We start from the raw sequence: 1,865 nt of genomic DNA, 5'->3' as shown, positions 1-1,865 counted from the left end.
ACGTGGGCCTGCTCGGCTTCGGTGGCGGCTCGTTCGCGGTCGGCAAGCTCCGCACGGGCGGCGTCAAGCCGGTTGCGGGTGGCAGCCAGCTCGCCGAGCAGCTGCTGCTCGGCGGCGGCCACGTTGGCGGCCTCGGCCTCTAATTCGTCGGGGTCGGGGCCACCGGTCGACGTGGTCTCGACATCCAGATGCTGCGCACGCTCGCTGGCAATGCGCACGGTCGCTCCGACCCGTTCGGCCAAGGCGGACAACTGAAACCAGATCTGCTGCGCGGATTCCGCGCGCTCGGACAATGCCGTCAACGCCGTCTCGTGGGCGGCCAGTTCCCCGGATGCCACCGTCATCCGGGCTGAGGCTTCGTCGTGCTCGCGACGCAGCGTCGCCTCGGCCTGGTTGGTGTTGTTGAGCTCGCCCTGGCGAGTGACCACGTCGTCGGCGGCCAGCCGCAGCCGGGCATCACGCAGGTCGGCCTGGATGGTCTGGGCCCGCCGGGCCACTTCAGCTTGGCGGCCAAGCGGCTTGAGCTGGCGACGCAGCTCGGTGGTCAGGTCGGTCAACCGGGCCAGGTTCGCCGACATCGACTCGAGTTTGCGGACGGCTTTTTCTTTGCGCTTGCGGTGTTTGAGCACACCGGCGGCTTCCTCGATGAACGCCCGACGATCTTCGGGCCGGGATTCCAGGATTTCGCTGAGCTTGCCCTGCCCTACGATCACATGCATTTCGCGGCCGATGCCGGAGTCGCTCAGAAGCTCCTGAACGTCCATCAAACGGCAAGTGCTGCCGTTGATTTCGTACTCGCTGGCTCCGTCGCGGAACATCCGCCGGGTGATCGACACCTCGGAGTATTCGATCGGCAACGCGTTGTCGGAGTTGTCGATGGTGACGGTGACCTCGGCGCGCCCCAGTGGAGCCCGAGACGAGGTGCCCGCGAAGATGACGTCCTCCATCTTCCCGCCGCGCAGGGTCTTGGCGCCCTGCTCCCCCATCACCCAGGCCAGCGCATCGACGACGTTGGACTTGCCCGACCCGTTAGGGCCGACCACTGCGGTGATGCCGGGCTCAAACCGCAGAGTCGTCGGCGAGGCGAAGGACTTGAAGCCCTTCAGCGTCAGACTCTTGAGGTACACGGCGAGCCAGACTACCGCTCGGCGAAGCCGCTGATGGCTTCGCCGCGCGGCGACCAGTCGACCACAACTGTGTCGACATGGCCTGGTGTTTTTCCGCCCTGCAACTCCAGTAACAGCCGTTCACAGGCGTCACGCGAACCCTGCGCGACGACCATCACCCGGCCGTCGGGACGGTTGGCGGCGTAGCCGGTCAGGCCCAACTCCAGCGCCCGCGAGCGGGTCCACCATCGGAAGCCGACGCCTTGCACCCGGCCATGCACCCATGCGGTGAGCCGGACGGCCTCAATGTCCGACATCGACGACCTGGAAGCTGACTTTCGTTCCCGATTTCAGCGTTCGCCCGACCGTGCACACCTGGTCGATGGCGCGCTCGACCACGGTGAGCACCCGCGCCTTCTCGGCATCATCCAAACCCGACAGGTCGACTTCGAGCGCCTCCTCGAGCAGCGGGTAGACCTCTTGCTCACGATCGGCGTCGCCGGACACCCGAACGGTCGCCTGGTAGTCGTCGCCGAGCCGGCGGGCCAACGGCGAGTCACTGGACATCCCGCTGCAGGCGGCGAGCGCGATCTTCATCAGCTCGCCCGGCGTGAAGACCCCATCGATGTCTTCGGAGCCGACGTGCACCTCCGCGCCCCGCGAGCTATGGCCGGTGTAACGGCGCACCCCGGTGCGCTCCACCCACAGTTCCGTCATGAGTTCTTTCTACCGGGTCGCAACATGAAGGTGGCCGGGCGC

3 protein-coding genes are annotated in these 1,865 nt (G+C 66.9%); all 3 read right to left on the bottom strand.

Annotated features, from left to right (window positions below):
- Positions 1-1,127, bottom strand: a 1,127-nt coding sequence (locus WAN02_RS05375) for a chromosome segregation SMC family protein (RefSeq protein ID WP_422263143.1), incomplete at its 3' end; no start/stop codon positions are given.
- An 11-nt stretch (positions 1,128-1,138) separates the two neighbouring features.
- Positions 1,139-1,423 carry an acylphosphatase gene (locus WAN02_RS05370; protein WP_422263142.1) on the bottom strand — a complete coding sequence of 95 codons (285 nt, stop codon included), beginning with the start codon at positions 1,421-1,423 and terminating at the stop codon, positions 1,139-1,141.
- A complete protein-coding gene (locus WAN02_RS05365; protein ID WP_422263141.1) occupies positions 1,410-1,823 on the bottom strand; it encodes an OsmC family protein in 414 nt (137 codons plus the stop codon). The genes WAN02_RS05370 and WAN02_RS05365 overlap by 14 nt, the downstream gene beginning before the upstream one ends.
- Between the last annotated feature and the right edge of the window lie 42 nt (positions 1,824-1,865).

The organism is Mycobacterium sp., assembly GCF_049281135.1.
GTDB lineage: Bacteria > Actinomycetota > Actinomycetes > Mycobacteriales > Mycobacteriaceae > Mycobacterium.
Note: the sequence above shows the minus strand (reverse complement) of the source record. Positions and strands in the feature narration are given on the sequence as shown.

Excerpts from the sequence above, each read along its gene's own strand:
- WAN02_RS05370 (WP_422263142.1), bottom strand. The coding sequence starts at position 1,423 with ATGTCGGACATTGAGGCCGTCCGGCTCACCGCATGGGTGCATGGCCGG.
- WAN02_RS05365 (WP_422263141.1), bottom strand. The coding sequence starts at position 1,823 with ATGACGGAACTGTGGGTGGAGCGCACCGGGGTGCGCCGTTACACCGGC.